Source organism: Nocardioides caeni (assembly GCF_004912195.1).
GTDB classification, from domain to species: Bacteria; Actinomycetota; Actinomycetes; order Propionibacteriales; family Nocardioidaceae; genus Nocardioides; species Nocardioides caeni.
This window is the reverse complement of sequence record NZ_STGW01000007.1, coordinates 104,019-118,191: the sequence shown is the minus strand read 5'-3', so window position 1 is coordinate 118,191 and position 14,173 is coordinate 104,019. Positions and strand designations below refer to the sequence as shown.

The following is a 14,173-nucleotide window of genomic DNA, read 5'->3' as shown; positions in this document are numbered from 1 at the left end:
TCCCGGTGGTCGAGGAGGCCGCCCGCGGCCGTCTCGAGACCTGGTGAGGTGCTGCCGGGACTCGCCCTGGCGGCTCCTCTGCGTCGCTGACCGGGTCTCGTGACGCGCCGCGAGGTCGCTTGCTTCGCTGCGCGACCTTGCGACGCTCCTCGACCTCCTCGCTGATCGGAGGGCGACCTCGTTCCTCGGTCGATCTCCGCGCTCGGACTCAGATCTCGAGCTTGTAGCCGAGGCCGCGCACGGTGACGAGGTATTTCGGCTCGCCCGGCTCCGGCTCGAGCTTGGCGCGCAGCCGCTTGACGTGGACGTCGAGCGTCTTGGTGTCGCCGACGTAGTCGGAGCCCCAGACGCGGTCGATGAGCTGACCGCGGGTGAGGACCCGGCCGGGGTTGCGCAGGAACATCTCCAGCAGCTCGAACTCCTTGAGCGGCAGCCGCTGCTCGACGCCGTCGACGGTCACCACGTGGCGCTCGACGTCCATCCGCACCGGGCCGGCCTCGAGCGTGTCGGGGAGCAGCTCCTCGCCGAGCCCGCGCCGCAGGACCGCGCGGATCCGCGCCACGAGCTCGCGGGGCGAGTAGGGCTTGGTGACGTAGTCATCGGCGCCGAGCTCGAGACCGACGACCTTGTCGACCTCGTCGTCCTTGGCGCTCACCATGATCACGGGCACGTTGGAGGTCTGCCGGATGGTGCGGCAGACCTCGGTGCCCGGGATGCCGGGGAGCATCAGGTCCAGCAGCACGATGTCGGCGCCGTTGCGGTCGAACTCCTTGAGCGCCTCGTTGCCGTCAGCGGCGATCGCGACCTCGAACCCCTCCTTGCGGAGCAGGTAGGCGAGGGCGTCGCTGTAGCTCTCCTCGTCCTCGACGACAAGCACACGGGTCATGCCCGTTCCTCCTGATCTTCGGTGTCTCCGGAGCTCTCGTCGTTCGAGGCTCCGGACGTGAAGGGGCCCAGCCGCAGCGGGGCGTCGTCGCCGTGGTGCTGCGGCAGGACGAGGGTGAACGTCGAGCCCTGCCCCTCGACGGACCACACGCGGACCTCGCCGCCGTGGGTCGCCGCGACATGCTTGACGATCGAGAGGCCGAGGCCCGTGCCGCCCGTCGAGCGGTGCCGGGCGGGATCGACGCGATAGAAACGCTCGAAGATCCGGTCAACCTCGGCCTCGGGGATCCCGATGCCCTGGTCGATCACCGACACCTCGACCTGGTGGCCCACCCGCTTGCGGGTGACCACGACGCGGGAGCTGGGGTCGGAGTAGGCGACGGCGTTGGCGACGAGGTTGGCGACGGCCGCGCCGACCTGCTTCTCGCTGCCCAGGATCTTCAGACCCTCCTCGCCCTCGGCGAGCACGGTGATCTTCTTGGCGGTCGCGTTCATGTCGCTGCCGTCGACGGCAGCGGCGACCACGTCGTCGATCGACACCGGCACGGGGGAGTCGAGGGGCTCGTCGCCCTGGAGGCGCGAGAGCTCGATGATCTGGTGGATGAGTCGCGAGAGACGATCGCTCTCGGTGAGCATGCGCGACGCGAAGCGGTGGACAGCCTCCGGGTCGTCGGCGGCGTCCTGGACGGCCTCGGCGAGCAGCCGGATCGCACCGATCGGCGTCTTGAGCTCGTGGCTGACGTTGGCGACGAAGTCGCGGCGCACGGCCTCGATCTGGCGCTCACGGGTGCGGTCCTCGATGAGCGCGAGCACCAGCCGGGAGCCCAGCGGTGCGACCCGGGCGGTGACGTGCCGCGGCGTACCGCCTTCGCGGGGCACGATCAGCTCGGTCTCACGGATCTGGCCGTCGCGGCGGACCTGGCGGATCAGGTCGCCGAGGTCCTCGGACAGCAGCGTGGTGCCCCGCAGGAAGCCCATCGCATACGCGGGGGCCGAGGCCTTGACGACGGCATCGGACTCGTCGACGACCACTGCGCTGCTGCGCAGGACCGCGAGCACGGCCGCGACTCCGTCGGGCAGACGCGGCTCCTCGGCGGCTCGATAGCTGTTCTGCTGGCGATCGCTGAGGTGCCATGCCAGCATGGCTCCCGCCGCCACGAGCGCGCCGAGCACCGCGGCCAGATAGGCCTGCGTCGTCGGATCCACGCCTCGATCGTACGGCGAGCGGGCTCTCGGTCCGCGCATCGGGAAGCCCGTGCTTCGCGATGTTCATCCCCCGTTCACCGGCTTCCGCCTGCTGGTCACCTCGGCTGCCTACTGTCGGCGCCATGCGTGATGCGTACAACGACCAGCTCGACGCGATCTTCGACGACCTCGCCGGCATCTGCCGCCGGGTCCAGATCGCCGTCAGCGAGGCCACTGCTGCCCTGATGACCGGCGACGCCGCGATCGCCGAGCGGGTGATCAGCGACGACATCGAGATCGACCGTGCCCGCGAGCGCGTGGAGGAGACGGCCTTCGGCCTGCTCGCCCTGCAGCAGCCCGTGGCCGGCGACCTGCGGACCGTGGTCGCCGCGCTGCGAATGGTCGGCGAGCTGGAGCGGATGGGCGACCTGTCGGTCCACGTGGCGAAGGTCGCCCGGCTGCGGGTGCCGGCCATCGCCGTCCCCGAGGAGATCCGCCCGACGATGACCCGGATGGCGACCGTGGCCGAGGACATGGTGTCCCGCGTGTGCGACGTCATCACCGGCCGCGACGTCGAGGCGGCCATCGCGCTCGGTCGCGCCGACGAGGAGATGGACCAGCTGCGGCGGACCAGCTTCTCCGAGCTGCTCTCGGGCGACTGGCCGCACGGCGTGGAGGCGGCTGTCGACATCGCGCTCCTGGGCCGCTACTACGAGCGCATCGCCGACCACGCCGTCTCGATCGCCAACCGCGTCATCTTCGTCGTCACCGGCCACAACCCGGCTCCCGCCGCCTGACGAAGTGCGCCTCTTTCTCGCACGAGGTGCGGAGGTTTCTCACACGCGCTGTGAGAAACCTCCGCACCTCGGGTGAGAAACCCTCGTACTTCGGCGCGCTACCGGCCCTGGTTGGCGACGGCGGCGGCGGCCTCGGCAGCGGCCTCGGGGTCCAGGTAGCGACCTCCGGGGACGACGGGGGCGAGGGTGGCCTCGTCGAGCTCGTAGACCAGCGGCATGCCGGTGGGGATGTTGAGGCCGGCGATGTCGGCGTCGCTGATCTGGTCGAGGTGTTTCACGATCGCGCGCAGGCTGTTGCCGTGGGCGGCGATGAGCACCGTGTGGCCGGCGCGGAGGTCCGGCACGATCCCGGCGTCCCAGTAGGGGAGCATCCGGTCGATGACCTGCTTGAGGGCCTCGGCGCGGGGCAGCTCGTCGCCGAGGTCGGCGTAGCGGGCGTCCCCGGCCTGGGAGAACTCGTCGTCATCGGCCAGCGGCGGGGGCGGTACGTCGAACGAGCGGCGCCAGAGCATGAACTGCTCCTCGCCGTACTCGTCGCGGACGGCCTTCTTGTCCTTGCCCTGGAGGGCGCCGTAGTGACGCTCGTTGAGGCGCCAGGACCGGCGGACCGGGATCCAGTGACGGTCGGCGGAGTCGAGGGCCAGCGCGGCGGTGTTGATCGCCCGACGCTGCAGCGAGGTGTGGACGACGTCGGGGAGGATCCCGGCCTCCTTGAGGAGCTCGCCGCCGCGGACGGCCTCGGCACGACCCTGCTCGGTCAGCGCGACGTCGACCCAGCCGGTGAAGAGGTCCTTCGCGTTCCACTCACTCTGGCCGTGGCGCAGCAGCACGAGGGTGAAGGTCATGTCAGTGACCGCCCTCCTCGGCGTGCGGGGTCTCGTGGTCGCAGACGAAGGTCGCGTCGCCCGACTCCTCGCCGTGGGCGCTCTCGGACTCGCCGGTCTGCTCGATCAGCTCCTCATCGGCAGCGGCGTCGGCGGCCGCACCCTCCTCGGCGGCCTCGGTGGGCACCTCGCTGTACTGGAAGCAGGGCTTCACGACGGGGACCTCGAGGCTGATCGTCTCGTCGGTGTCGAAGGTCAGGACCAGGTCGATCACGTCGCCGGCGGTGAACTTGCCGCTGATCGAGACCTGCGGCTGGTCGACGAGGTTGACGCCGCCCCGGCCGGCGACCTCGATCGGCTCGGCGATGTTGACGGTCAGACCCTCGCCGCTCACGTCGACGAGCGAGGCGGGGTCCTTGAGGTTGTTGGCCAGCGAGCCGATGAGGCGGCCCTCACCGGTCGCGGTGGCGAGCACCCGGATGCCGAGGGCATCGACGGACGCGTCGCGGTTGTTCTGGCCTGCCGCGATCGTGCTGACCCGATCGGTCGGGTAGTCGAACCCGCAGGAGGACAGCGCGGCGGCGCTCGGCACCAGGACCATCAGGAGTCCGGCAATCGCGGTCGGTCGCAGGTGGTGCATGTCGGCAGGCCTCCGCTGCTGGGTGGATCCGCGCCGTGCTCCGGCGCGTCGAGATCGGTGGTCGAGCGGGCCACACTCTAGGGCATGTGTGACCGACGTCAGCGGCTGAGGCCGACCTTCGCGCCCATCACGGCGAGCAGGATCGCGATGATCGCCGTGGCGAGCGTCGACAGGGCGAGGAGCCGGGTCGCGCCGAGCTTCAGGCCCAGCCTCAGCGGCAGGTAGGTCCAGCCGTCCTCGTGGTCGGCGACCAGCCCCCACACCGAGCGCATGAAGTGGACGCCGACGCCGAGCAGGGCGCTGAGCACCACGATGCTGGTCTCCGGCGCCGAGCCGACGGCCTGCCCGCCCCAGCCGCCGTAGGACAGGTAGGCGGGCAGCAGCGCGAAGGACACCGCCCACGACCACCACGAGAAGATGCCGGTGCGCAGCAGCACGTTGCCGAGCATCCCGACGGCGACGGAGGCGAGGTAGAGGCAGCCGGCCCGGATCCCGGTCGTGATCGCCAGCGGCACCAGCAGCAGGGTGGCGACGATGATGGCGTACCAGACGGTGTCGGGCGTGATGCGGCCCATCGCCAGCGGCTTGCCGGTCAGGCCGTGCGCGTGGTCGCGCTGCCGATCGACGATGTCGTTGTGCCAGCCCAGGATGGTCTGGCCGACCAGCACGGTCACCAGGACGACCCCGGCCTCGCGAGCCTCACGGCCCGCGATCGCGGCCACCAGCCCCATCGCCAGGGCGGTCGTGATCGCCTGCTTCGCGTGGGCGGCCTGCAGCAGCTGGACCGCGGCGACGTCGGCAGGCTCCCGCCCGCCCAGGAACCACCGCGACAGGCGGGAGGACTCGGCCCGGGGGAGCGGGCGCGGCTCGTCGGCCTCCTCGAGGTCCTCGAGCTCCTCGTCCTCGATGTCGGCGAGCTCGTCGAGGGCCCCTTGATCCGCGACGTCATCCGCGACGTCATCCGCGAGCTCGTCGTCGTCGAGGAAGTCCTTGGCGAGGACGACCCTCGTGGGGGTCTCGTCCTCCCGGTCCGCCCCGGTCGCGCCGGGCGTCGCGTCGAGTGCCCCGTCGTCGCCGGGGTCCTCCCCGGTGGGCTCGTCGGTGGTCGCGTCAGTGGTCTCGGCCGGTGTGGTGTCCTCCCCGGACGAGCCGCCGCGTCGCCAGCGCTGCTTCTTCGCCATGCCGAGCAGTATTGACCACGCGAACGCGCGCCGGGTACTGGCCCGCCGTACGGGCACCCGCCGCGTCACCCGGGGGTCGGGTCGGGTCCGGGCGGGTGCCCGCGTGACGCGTGCCACATCTGGTCCTGCGCGCGAAACACAGCCGCACCGCGATGTCAAGTGCCCGATTGCCGTCCTGACCTGCGCAAACGCTTTCGGAGGGGGCCGGCCGACGTGGTAGGATAGGTGTCCTAGGAAGGGGTTTTGCTCATATGACTTTCACCGTCGGCGAAACGGTCGTCTACCCCAATCACGGGGCCGCTGTCATCGAGAACATCGAGATGCGGACGATCAAGGGCCAGGAACGGCAGTACCTCGTGCTTCGGATTGTCGCCCAGCAGGACCTCGTGGTCCGCGTGCCGGCCGACAACCTGGACCTCGTGGGTGTTCGGGATGTCGTGGACAAGGACGGGCTCGACAAGGTCTTCGGCGTGCTGCGTGCCGAGCACGTGGAGGAGCCGACCAACTGGTCGCGCCGCTACAAGGCCAACCTCGAGAAGCTCCACAGTGGCGACGTCATGAAGGTGGCCGAGGTCGTGCGCGACTTGTGGCGCCGCGAGCACGATCGCGGTCTGTCGGCGGGTGAGAAGCGGATGCTGGCCAAGGCGCGCCAGATCCTCGTCTCCGAGCTGGCACTGTGCGAGAACACCAACGAGGACAAGGCAGAGGCGATCCTCGAGGAGGTCCTCGCCTCCTGACATCATCCGACGGCGTCGTACGGTGGGACCGATGAGTCCCGACCCGTACGACGCCGTCGGCGTCTCTGCACCCACCTGCGGCATCCTCGTGGAGGAGGGCCGTGGTTCCCTGCCGTTCCGTCTGATCCATGGCGAGTCGTTGATCGCCGCGGCGGCCTGGGCGACCGGTGAGGCGGGGATCGAGCTCCTCGACCAGACCGTCGGCTGGGACGCGGTCGTCGAGCGCGAGGAGGCTCTCGTCCTTCACGACCCGCTCTGTCCGATGACACCGCCCGACTTCCTGGTCCACTGCGCCGACCGGGCCGTCGCCGACGACCGGATCGTGGTCGGGGTCCGGCCCGTCACCGACACCGTCAAGGACACCCACCCGGACCCTGACGGCGGCGCCGCCCTCGGCGCGACGGTCGACCGGGACGCGCTCGTCGCCGTCTGCTCGCCCGTCGTGCTGCCCGCGGCGGTCGTGGCCGACCTGTTCGGCGAGGGTGGTCGACTGCCGTCGCTGGACTTCGCCGACCTCGTCGCCGCGCTCCGGACCCGCTATGGCGCCGGCCGGGTCGATCTCGTGGCGGCGCCGCCGGAGGCACGACGCGTGACGGGCGACGACGACCTGGCGGTCCTTACCGCGCTCACCGACCCGAGCTGAGCCCGGGAGCGCGACCGAGCAGGCGCTCCGCGATGCGGACGTCCTCCGCGAAGGTGACCTTGAGGTTGCGTGGTGTGGAGGGCACGACCCGGACGGTGCGGTCGGCGCTGGGCGCGAACTCGGCGTAGGCAGCGGCGGTGTCGGTGCCGTCGAAGCCGGCGGCCGCGGCCGACGCGTGGGCCGCGGCCAGGGCGCCTGCCCGGAAGGCCTGCGGTGTCTGCACCCCCACGAGCCGCGCCAGGGACCCGGGAGGAGTGTCCCCGTCGATCGGCAGCAGTCCGGGCAACGGCACGGCCGGGACGCCGCCGCCCGCATCGCGGGCGGCATCGATGACGGCGGAGAAGAGAGCGGGGGCGCTCAGCGGCCGGGCGCCGTCGTGGACGGCCACGACGTCGATCGATCCGTCGGCGATGCGGGGAGCCAGCAGGTCGAGCGCGGCCTGCTCGGAGGCCTGCCGGGTGCCCCCGCCGTCGATCAGCAGCAGCTCGCGCTCGCCCACGGAGTCCTGCAGAGCCACGGCCACGCGCTCCCGCTCCCCGGGGCGGCAGACCACGACCACCGGATCGACGCCCTCGACCGCCAGCGCGGCCTCCACCGACCAGGCCAGCAACGGCTTGCCGCCCAGCGGCAGCAGCACCTTGTTGACGGCGGCGCCCACCCGGGTGCCGCTCCCGGCCGCCAGGACCACGATCGCGGCCCGCGGCCGCGCCTTGCTCTGCGCTCCAGTCGTCACGGCACCCGACCCTATCGGCCCGTGCGACAGACCGAGCGGAAGCGTTTTCCTGCCCGTTACACGGCGAAACGTCGCTGAGAACGAACCGCTCCTAGGTTCAGTGACCATGACAGGTCGCGGGACCGTGGAGGAGTGGCAGCCGGTCTGCCGCATCGCAGAGCTGGAGATGGATCGCGGTGTGACCGCGCTCGTCCACGGCCAGGCCATCGCCATCTTCCGGACGGCCGACGACGTCGTCTACGCGCTCGGCAACCACGACCCCTTCGCACGGCACGCCATCGGCGGCATCTCCAAGGGCATCGTCGGGCGGCGCGGGGAGACCCCGTTCGTCGCCTCGCCCGCGCATCGGCACGCCTTCGACCTGCGCACGGGGCGCTGCCTGGACGACCTGCACGTCGCCGTGCCGGCCTACGACGTCAAGGTGGTCGAGGGCGTCGTCCTCATCGGGCACCGCAAGTCCCACGCGGCCTGAGAAGCGGCGGGCCTCGGGTGGATCCACGTCGAGGCAGGTGTCGAGCACACCGGGCCGGGAGCGCCTCACGGCGCGAGGCCGCTCGTAGCGGCTGAAATTGGGACCCGGGGCTGCCGCGACCCGGCGTGCTCTGGCCCCAATTCTAACGGCTCATCCCAGTCCGCGCTGCAGCTCCAGGTGACCCGCGGCCTCGAGCTGCTCGGCGAGCACCAGCATCCGGCGCACGGTGTCGCCGTCCCGGTCGCCAGCACCAACGCGCTGCGCCACCTCGGTCGTCGGGTCGCCCAGGGCCGCCCGGCCGGCCGCGACCACCCGGGCGAACGCCGCGGCGCGGAGCAGCACGTCGGCGAAGTCGCCCACCGCGATGCCCCGGAGCACCTCGTCGACCATCCGGCGCAGCTCGTCGGGGCCCGGCGGGTCTGCGACCCCCGCGACGACCCGGGCGAACTCCGCGTGCTGACGTCCGGCGTCGAACTCGCGGGCGGCGGTGTCGGGGTCGGCGTACACCCACGAGCGCAGCACGTAGAGCCGCCACAGGCAGCCGGCGAGCGAGTCGGCCGCAGCATGGGACCACAGCTCGGCCAGCGCCTCGATGCCCTCGGTGTCGGCGAGGTGGATCACCCGGTCCGCGACGGCGTCGTCCGCGGAGTCGCGCGCGCCCCGCACCAACGCCACCGCGGCCCGCTCGGCGGCCTCGGCCACGAGCGAGGGATCGACACCCTCGCCGTGCTCCTCGAAGAACGCGGCATCCTTCGGCACGGGGCGGCGATGCGCACGACCTGCTGGCATCCCACCAGCGTAGGAGATGGTGCGCCTCCGGCCGCTGAGCGCCGGGTAGGGTGACGTCGATTCGGCGGTGAGGGAAGAGGGGCGAAGATGTCGGGCGAGGCTCGGTTGACCTGGCGCACGGGTGCCGTGGTGGCGTCCGTCGCGATCGTGGTGCTGGTGGCGATGCTGATCGTCGCCGGAAACACCGAGGAGCAGAAGCCGATCGGCAACAACGGCGGCGAGCCCGCGATGCTGACGCTCGACTTCGCCGTGTGGGGCAGCGACGAGGAGATCGCCGCCTACCAGGCGATGGTCGACGACTACAACGCCAGCACCAAGAACACCACCGTCGTCGTCCACGACTGGCCGAGCGCGCCGGCGATGGTCGCCGACCTCGGCGAGGCCAAGTCCGTGCCGGACCTCTACATGCTGCCGCGCACGCTGCTCGCCGACGTGATCGCCGAGAAGCGGAACCTGCCGCTCGGTGACCTCATCACCGCCCGCGAGATCCCCGTCGGCGACGACTTCTCGCGCGACGCGGTGACCGCCTTCTCCGTCGCCGACGACCTGCAGTGCATGCCCTACTCCTCCTCGGCCATGGTGATCTACTACAACGCCAAGCTGGTCGACTTCGAGCGGATGGCCGCGCTGGGCCGGCCGACCCCGCCCCGGGAGCACACGGGGTGGAACCTCTCGGAGTTCCGGGCCGCGGCCGAGTTCGCCAGCCGCCCGCGCGCGCGGACCAAGGGCGTCTACATCGAGCCCACGCTGCGCGGGCTGGCGCCCTTCATCTACTCCGGTGGCGGACAGGTGTTCGACAGCGACACCGAGCCGACCAGCCTCGCTCTCGGCGAGGACGACTCGATCGGGGCGTTGCGCAACGCCCTGGAGCTGTTGCGCGACCCGCGGGTGACCCTCTCCTCGACGCAGCTCGAGCAGCGCTCGGCGCTGGACTGGTTCAAGCGTGGCCGCCTCGGCATGATCGCCGGCTTCCGCAACCTCACCCCGGAATTGCGAGCCACCGAGGGCCTCGAGTTCGACGTGATGCCGATGCCCTCGCTCGGCGCTCCGAAGACCATCGGCGACCTCACCGGCGTCTGCCTCTCGCCCGGCCCCGGGCCACGGGTCGGGGCTGCGGCCGACTTCCTGAAGTACCTCGTCAGCGACGAGGCGATGGCCCGCATCGCCGCGACCGGCTACCTCCAGCCGAGCACCCGGTCGGTGGCGCTCTCCGAGGCCTTCCTGCAGCCCGCCCAGCAGCCGGCCCACGCCGCGGTGTTCAACGACGTGCTGCGCTCGATGATCGTGCCGCCATTGCTGGAGGACGGCTCCGAGCTGCAGGAGCTCGTCGGCCCCGACATCGAGGCACTGCTCACGACGCCGGACCTGGGCGACCTCCAGGAGCTGCTGCGGGCGATCGACGAGGAGTCACGCTCCCTGCTCGACCCCGACTACGAGCCGTCGGACGACGTCTCGGACTCGGGTGACCTCGACGACGACGAGTCCTGACGCTCGGCGCGCTCCTCGGCCTCGAGGATCGCGCGACTGAGCACGGGCGCGGTGAGGCCGACCTGCCAGCTGCGGGCGCCCAGGGCGCGCAGCTGGTCGATGACGGCCTCGAGCAGCTCGACCGCGTCGCGGGCCGACGGCGGCGTCCACATCACCCGGCGCAGGTGGTCGGGGGTGAGCAGGTTCTCGACCGGCAGGCCGTGCCGCTCCGCGATCTCGGCCACCGCGGCACGGGCGATGTCGAGCCGTCGTGCGGCGACCGGGTCCTTGTCGGCCCACGCCCGTGGCGCCGGCGGCCCGTCGCCGCCGCCGACGCGGCTGGGGAGCTCGTCCTCGGCCATCTGGGCGGCGCGCTGGATGGCGGCCAGCCAGTCGTTGGCATGACGTGAGGCACCGCGTCCGTGGAAGCCGGGGGTGCGCATCAGCTCGCCACGACTGCTCGGCATCGCCGTGGCGGCGGCCACGAGGGCGGAGTCCGGGATCAGGCGTCCCGGCGTGACGTCGCGCTCGCCGGCGATCTGGTCGCGCGTGATCCACAGCTCACGCACCGCGCCGAGGGTACGACGCCCGCGCACCTTGTGCAGGCCCGACGTCCGTCGCCAGGCATCGACGCGGACTGCCGGCTGGAAGCCGCGCAGCTGCTCGAACTCCTGACGGGCCCAGTCGTCCTTGCCCGCCTCGACGAGCTGGGCGGCCAGCACGTCGCGCAGCTCGACGAGCACCTCGACGTCGAGGGCGGCGTACTCCAGCCAGGGGAGGGGCAGCGGGCGCGTGGACCAGTCGACCGCCGAGTGCTCCTTGAGCAGCTGTCGGCCGAGGAGGGTCTCGACGAGGGTGGCGAGACCGACCCGCGGGTAGCCCAGCAGGCGGCCGGCGAGCTCGGTGTCGAAGAGGGCGGCCGGCTTGAGGCCGACCTCGGCCAGGCACGGCAGGTCCTGGGTGGCGGCGTGCAGGATCCACTCCGCGTCGCCGATCGCCTGGGCCAGTGGTGCCAGGTCGTCGAAGGGGATCGGGTCGATGAGGCCGATCCCGGCGCCCTCCCGCTTGACCTGGATCAGGTAGGCGCGGTTGGAGTAGCGGTAGCCGGAGGCGCGCTCGGCATCGATCGCGACGGGGCCGGTCCCGGCCGCGAGGCCGGCGCAGTAGGCGTCAAGCGCCTCGACGGTGTCGATGACGGGGGGCAGGCCCTCGGCGAGGCGGAGCAGCTCGACGGGCACCTCGACGGGCGGCTCGGCCGGCTGCTGGTCAGGCTGCTCGTCGGCGGGCGTGGTGGAGTCGGTGTCGTTGGTGGCCATGTCCTCAGGCGCCTGGCTGGCCGCCGCGTTGGCCGCGTCGCGAGGGCATGACGGCAACGCCCTCGGGCACCGGCTCGAGCCCGCCGGCGGTGCACAGCAGCTCGCCCCACGCCTCGGCGTGCGGAGTGAGGTCGGTCGTGTCGACGGGCGTCCAGGAGGCGCGGATCTCGATCTGCGCGCTGCCCGGCTCCCCGGTCATGGTGCCGAAGCTCTCCGTGGCGACGCGGGTGACGGTGCCGGAGGCGGCGACGTGCTCGGCGCCGTGCGCCTCGAGGGCGTCGGTCAGCCAGGTCCAGCCGACGTCGGCCAGCATCGGGTCGGTGGCCAGGTCGTGGTCGATCTCCGCCCGGCAGTAGGCGACACAGCGGAAGGTGCCCTCCCACGCGTCGTTGCCGGCCGGGTCGTGCAGCACGACGAGCCGCCCGGTGGCGACCTCCTCGTCGTCGACGGTGACGTCGGCGGACAGGGCGGTCGCGTGCGGCGCGATGCGCTGCGGCGCCGGCATCTCCTCGCAGAACACCTCGGGGCGGAAGGTGGCCGCCCGGAGGCTGTCGACGGCCACGACGAACTCCCGCGGGGTGCCGGCAGCGCCGGATCCCTGGCTCGTCTCGTGCCGCGCGACCATGGCCCCACCCTAGGGCGAGACTCCCGGATCGATGTGCGTCCCACGCCGTTCACCTGTCACCCTGAGCCCGTGACGACCGGACTCGAGCACAGCGCATTCCTGAAGGCCGCCCGCGGGGAGGCCGTGCCGCACACGCCCGTGTGGTTCATGCGTCAGGCGGGGCGCTCGCTGCCGGAGTACCTCAAGGTGCGCGAGGGCGTCGGCATGCTGGAGTCCTGCATGAACGCCGAGCTGATCACCGAGATCACGCTGCAGCCGGTCCGCCGCTACGGCGTCGACGCGGCCATCTTCTTCTCCGACATCGTGCTGCCGCTCAAGGCGGTCGGCGTCGATCTCGACATCAAGCCCGGCGTCGGTCCGGTCGTCGCCGACCCGGTGTGCACGCTCGCCGACGTCGAGGCGATCCCCGACCTGACGCCGGAGCACCTGCCGTTCATCACCGAGGCGGTGCGGACCCTCGTCGGCGAGCTGGCCGGGATCAACGGCGGCACCCCGCTCATCGGGTTCGCGGGCGCCCCGTTCACCGTGGCGTCGTACCTCGTCGAGGGCGGACCGTCGAAGGAGTACGCGAAGACCAAGGCGATGATGTACGGCGCCCCCGAGGTCTGGGACGCGCTGATGACCAAGATCGCGGGCATCTCCGCGGCCTTCCTGCGGGTGCAGGTCGAGGCCGGCGCGTCGGCGATCCAGCTGTTCGACTCGTGGGCGGGCGCGGTCAACCGCGACGACTACGTGCGCTTCGTGCAGCCCTGGTCGGCGCGGGTGCTCTCGTCGATCGGCGAACTCGGCGTGCCGAAGATCCACTTCGGGGTGAACTCCGGTGAGCTCCTCGACCTGATGGGCGAGGCGGGCGCCGACATCGTCGGCGTCGACTGGCGGGTGCGGCTCGCTGACGGCATCGAGCGGATCGGGCCCGAGCGCGGTGTGCAGGGCAACCTCGACCCGACGCTGGTGTTCGCGCCGACCGAGGTGATGACCGCGCGGGCCGCCGAGGTCATCGAGGCCGGTCGCACCGCACGCAGCCACATCTTCAACCTGGGCCACGGCGTGATCCCGTCCACGAACCCCGACCAGCTCGCCCGGCTGACCGACTTCGTGCACGCGTATCCGCTCACAGACGACCGATAGGCCGGCGACAGTCGCGTCCCAAGGACGCGACGAACACTCGAGGTCGACAGCATCCCGACCTCGAAGGACACGCCGTGAACGACCAGACCGCTCCGCAGCAGCCGCCGACCACCCACTGGGTCAGCGACCCCACGACAGGGGAGTACGACGCCCCGGCGGCGCCGCGGCCCAAGCGTCGCCGTGCCCGCGCGGTGGCCGCGGCGGCCGCCGCTGCGGTGGTGGCCGGCTTCAGCGGCTATGCCGTCGGGCACGTCACCGCCGACCCCGACCCGTCCGTCGCCAGCCAGGTCGGTGAGGACGGCCAGCAGGGCTTCCCCGGTGGTCAGCCGCCGAGCGGTGGGACGGGCGAGATGGGCACGCCTCCGGACGGGGCGCCGGAAGCCACCACCGACGACACGGCGACCGACCCCGGCACCGATTGACCTACTTCTTGGACGCCGTCCTTGTTGCCGTCTTCTTCGCCGCGGCCTTCTTCGCGGGCGTCCGGCCCGACTGCCCCTTCAGGCTGACCCGGATGCCGCTGCCGGTGCCCTGGGTGGCCAGGTAGGGCTGCGCCTGGACCAGGCTCGCCAGCTTGGTGAAGCCGTAGAGGCGGGGGTCGAAGGAGGAGCTCGCCGAGCGCAGGTAGCTGCCGATCGCGCTCAGGTGCGCCCAACCGTCGTCGTCGGAGCGCTTGTTGACCGCGCGGGTCAGCAGGCTCTGCAGGTTGGGCGGTTCCGGGTCCGCGGTCGTGTCGACCTCGGGTGCGGTA

The 14,173-nt window shown here is 71.8% G+C and carries 17 protein-coding genes; 7 read left to right on the top strand and 10 right to left on the bottom strand.

All coding sequences use genetic code 11. From position 1 onward, the window contains the following. Window positions 1–208: 208 nt before the first annotated feature. Window positions 209–886: a response regulator transcription factor gene (locus E9934_RS12400; RefSeq protein WP_136563193.1), complete on the bottom strand. Its 678-nt coding sequence runs from the start codon at window positions 884–886 to the stop codon at window positions 209–211. Beyond that, entirely contained in the window at window positions 883–2,091 is a 1,209-nt protein-coding gene (locus E9934_RS12395; protein ID WP_202977283.1) for a sensor histidine kinase, read from the bottom strand. The genes E9934_RS12400 and E9934_RS12395 overlap by 4 nt, the downstream gene beginning before the upstream one ends. A 122-nt stretch (window positions 2,092–2,213) precedes the next feature. Between E9934_RS12395 and phoU the strand changes: the two genes are divergently transcribed. Beyond that, the gene (gene phoU, locus E9934_RS12390) at window positions 2,214–2,867 is read left to right on the top strand and encodes a phosphate signaling complex protein PhoU (RefSeq protein ID WP_136563192.1); all 654 of its coding nucleotides are present in this window, start codon (window positions 2,214–2,216) and stop codon (window positions 2,865–2,867) included. 98 nt (window positions 2,868–2,965) lie between these two features. Here phoU and E9934_RS12385 read toward each other — a convergent pair whose 3' ends face one another. From E9934_RS12385 to E9934_RS12375, 3 genes are all read right to left on the bottom strand, one after another. Next, window positions 2,966–3,712 (bottom strand): phosphoglyceromutase, encoded by a 747-nt coding sequence (locus tag E9934_RS12385; protein ID WP_136563191.1) that lies wholly within the window; start codon window positions 3,710–3,712, stop codon window positions 2,966–2,968. A 1-nt stretch (window position 3,713) separates the two neighbouring features. After that, the gene (locus E9934_RS12380; protein WP_136563190.1) at window positions 3,714–4,331 is read right to left on the bottom strand and encodes a hypothetical protein; all 618 of its coding nucleotides are present in this window, start codon (window positions 4,329–4,331) and stop codon (window positions 3,714–3,716) included. Window positions 4,332–4,429: 98 nt separating this feature from the next. Beyond that, complete coding sequence (locus tag E9934_RS12375) at window positions 4,430–5,512, bottom strand: UbiA family prenyltransferase (protein ID WP_136563189.1); 1,083 nt, start codon at window positions 5,510–5,512, stop codon at window positions 4,430–4,432. Window positions 5,513–5,763: 251 nt separating this feature from the next. Between E9934_RS12375 and E9934_RS12370 the strand changes: the two genes are divergently transcribed. Then, window positions 5,764–6,249: a CarD family transcriptional regulator gene (locus tag E9934_RS12370; protein WP_136563188.1), complete on the top strand. Its 486-nt coding sequence runs from the start codon at window positions 5,764–5,766 to the stop codon at window positions 6,247–6,249. A gap of 31 nt (window positions 6,250–6,280) precedes the next feature. Beyond that, a complete protein-coding gene (locus E9934_RS12365) occupies window positions 6,281–6,892 on the top strand; it encodes a 2-C-methyl-D-erythritol 4-phosphate cytidylyltransferase (RefSeq protein WP_136563187.1) in 612 nt (203 codons plus the stop codon). On the opposite strand, the gene E9934_RS12360 is transcribed toward E9934_RS12365, so the two are convergent. Next, window positions 6,876–7,625 (bottom strand): IspD/TarI family cytidylyltransferase, encoded by a 750-nt coding sequence (locus E9934_RS12360; protein ID WP_238694932.1) that lies wholly within the window; start codon window positions 7,623–7,625, stop codon window positions 6,876–6,878. The two genes, E9934_RS12365 and E9934_RS12360, sit on opposite strands and share 17 nt — an antisense overlap. A gap of 106 nt (window positions 7,626–7,731) precedes the next feature. Between E9934_RS12360 and nirD the strand changes: the two genes are divergently transcribed. Then, window positions 7,732–8,097 (top strand): nitrite reductase small subunit NirD, encoded by a 366-nt coding sequence (gene nirD, locus E9934_RS12355; protein ID WP_136563185.1) that lies wholly within the window; start codon window positions 7,732–7,734, stop codon window positions 8,095–8,097. A 150-nt stretch (window positions 8,098–8,247) separates the two neighbouring features. Here the strand turns inward: nirD and E9934_RS12350 are convergent, their stop codons facing one another. After that, window positions 8,248–8,886, bottom strand: coding sequence for a hypothetical protein (locus E9934_RS12350; protein ID WP_162851552.1), 639 nt, complete (start codon window positions 8,884–8,886; stop codon window positions 8,248–8,250). Between the two features lie 87 nt (window positions 8,887–8,973). Between E9934_RS12350 and E9934_RS12345 the strand changes: the two genes are divergently transcribed. After that, complete coding sequence (locus tag E9934_RS12345; protein WP_136563184.1) at window positions 8,974–10,374, top strand: extracellular solute-binding protein; 1,401 nt, start codon at window positions 8,974–8,976, stop codon at window positions 10,372–10,374. On the opposite strand, the gene E9934_RS12340 is transcribed toward E9934_RS12345, so the two are convergent. Continuing rightward, on the bottom strand, window positions 10,317–11,669 hold the full coding sequence (locus tag E9934_RS12340) for a ribonuclease D (RefSeq protein WP_136563183.1): 1,353 nt from the start codon (window positions 11,667–11,669) through the stop codon (window positions 10,317–10,319). The genes E9934_RS12345 and E9934_RS12340 overlap by 58 nt on opposite strands. 4 nt (window positions 11,670–11,673) lie before the next feature. Further along, window positions 11,674–12,294 carry a DUF3000 domain-containing protein gene (locus E9934_RS12335; protein WP_136563182.1) on the bottom strand — a complete coding sequence of 207 codons (621 nt, stop codon included), beginning with the start codon at window positions 12,292–12,294 and terminating at the stop codon, window positions 11,674–11,676. A 69-nt stretch (window positions 12,295–12,363) separates the two neighbouring features. Here E9934_RS12335 and hemE point away from each other — a divergent pair, with 69 nt between their 5' ends. Next, window positions 12,364–13,422: a uroporphyrinogen decarboxylase gene (gene hemE, locus E9934_RS12330; RefSeq protein WP_193556907.1), complete on the top strand. Its 1,059-nt coding sequence runs from the start codon at window positions 12,364–12,366 to the stop codon at window positions 13,420–13,422. A gap of 74 nt (window positions 13,423–13,496) precedes the next feature. Continuing rightward, window positions 13,497–13,844: a hypothetical protein gene (locus E9934_RS12325; RefSeq protein ID WP_136563181.1), complete on the top strand. Its 348-nt coding sequence runs from the start codon at window positions 13,497–13,499 to the stop codon at window positions 13,842–13,844. Window position 13,845: 1 nt separating this feature from the next. Here E9934_RS12325 and E9934_RS20275 read toward each other — a convergent pair. Continuing rightward, a partial coding sequence (locus E9934_RS20275; RefSeq protein WP_238694931.1) for an OST-HTH/LOTUS domain-containing protein occupies window positions 13,846–14,173 on the bottom strand: 328 nt, incomplete at its 5' end.

Coding starts and splice junctions, on each gene's coding strand:
- nirD (WP_136563185.1), top strand. CDS start 7,732: ATGACAGGTCGCGGGACCGTGGAGGAGTGGCAGCCGGTCTGCCGCATC.
- E9934_RS12335 (WP_136563182.1), bottom strand. CDS start 12,294: ATGGTCGCGCGGCACGAGACGAGCCAGGGATCCGGCGCTGCCGGCACC.
- E9934_RS12385 (WP_136563191.1), bottom strand. CDS start 3,712: ATGACCTTCACCCTCGTGCTGCTGCGCCACGGCCAGAGTGAGTGGAAC.
- E9934_RS12350 (WP_162851552.1), bottom strand. CDS start 8,886: ATGCCAGCAGGTCGTGCGCATCGCCGCCCCGTGCCGAAGGATGCCGCG.
- E9934_RS12365 (WP_136563187.1), top strand. CDS start 6,281: ATGAGTCCCGACCCGTACGACGCCGTCGGCGTCTCTGCACCCACCTGC.
- phoU (WP_136563192.1), top strand. CDS start 2,214: ATGCGTGATGCGTACAACGACCAGCTCGACGCGATCTTCGACGACCTC.
- E9934_RS12340 (WP_136563183.1), bottom strand. CDS start 11,669: ATGGCCACCAACGACACCGACTCCACCACGCCCGCCGACGAGCAGCCT.
- E9934_RS12370 (WP_136563188.1), top strand. CDS start 5,764: ATGACTTTCACCGTCGGCGAAACGGTCGTCTACCCCAATCACGGGGCC.
- E9934_RS12375 (WP_136563189.1), bottom strand. CDS start 5,512: ATGGCGAAGAAGCAGCGCTGGCGACGCGGCGGCTCGTCCGGGGAGGAC.
- E9934_RS12400 (WP_136563193.1), bottom strand. CDS start 886: ATGACCCGTGTGCTTGTCGTCGAGGACGAGGAGAGCTACAGCGACGCC.
- E9934_RS12345 (WP_136563184.1), top strand. CDS start 8,974: ATGTCGGGCGAGGCTCGGTTGACCTGGCGCACGGGTGCCGTGGTGGCG.
- E9934_RS12380 (WP_136563190.1), bottom strand. CDS start 4,331: ATGCACCACCTGCGACCGACCGCGATTGCCGGACTCCTGATGGTCCTG.